The organism is Pseudomonas sp. dw_612, from assembly GCF_018449725.1.
Classification (GTDB): domain Bacteria; phylum Pseudomonadota; class Gammaproteobacteria; order Pseudomonadales; family Pseudomonadaceae; genus Aquipseudomonas.
Window position 1 is genome coordinate 1 of sequence record NZ_JAAVVC010000076.1, and the last position, 309, is coordinate 309.

Below are 309 nucleotides of genomic sequence, written 5' to 3' on the forward strand. Positions count from 1 at the left end.
TCGCTGTCCTGCAGCACGAACGCCAGGCGCTGCGGCGGGTAGGCCGGGTCCAGCGGCACGTAGGCGGCGCCGGCCTTGAGCACCGCCAACAGCGCCACCAGCATCTCCAGCGATCGCAGGGTGCAGATCGCCACCCGGTCACCCGGTTTAACACCCAGGTCGACCAGATGATGGGCCAGACGGTTGGCCTGGCTGTTCAGTTCACCATAGCTCAGGCTTTGTGCTTCGCAGCGCACCGCGACGTGGCCGGGAACACGCGCCGCCTGGGCCTCGAACAGTTGGTGCAGGCAACGGTCCTGAGGATAAGGC

Annotated in this window: 1 protein-coding gene; it reads right to left on the reverse strand. The window is 67.0% G+C overall.

Annotated elements, in window-relative coordinates; all coding sequences use genetic code 11:
• Positions 1-309, reverse strand: a 309-nt coding sequence (locus HB680_RS32545) for an AMP-binding protein (RefSeq protein ID WP_213942338.1), incomplete at both ends; no start/stop codon positions are given.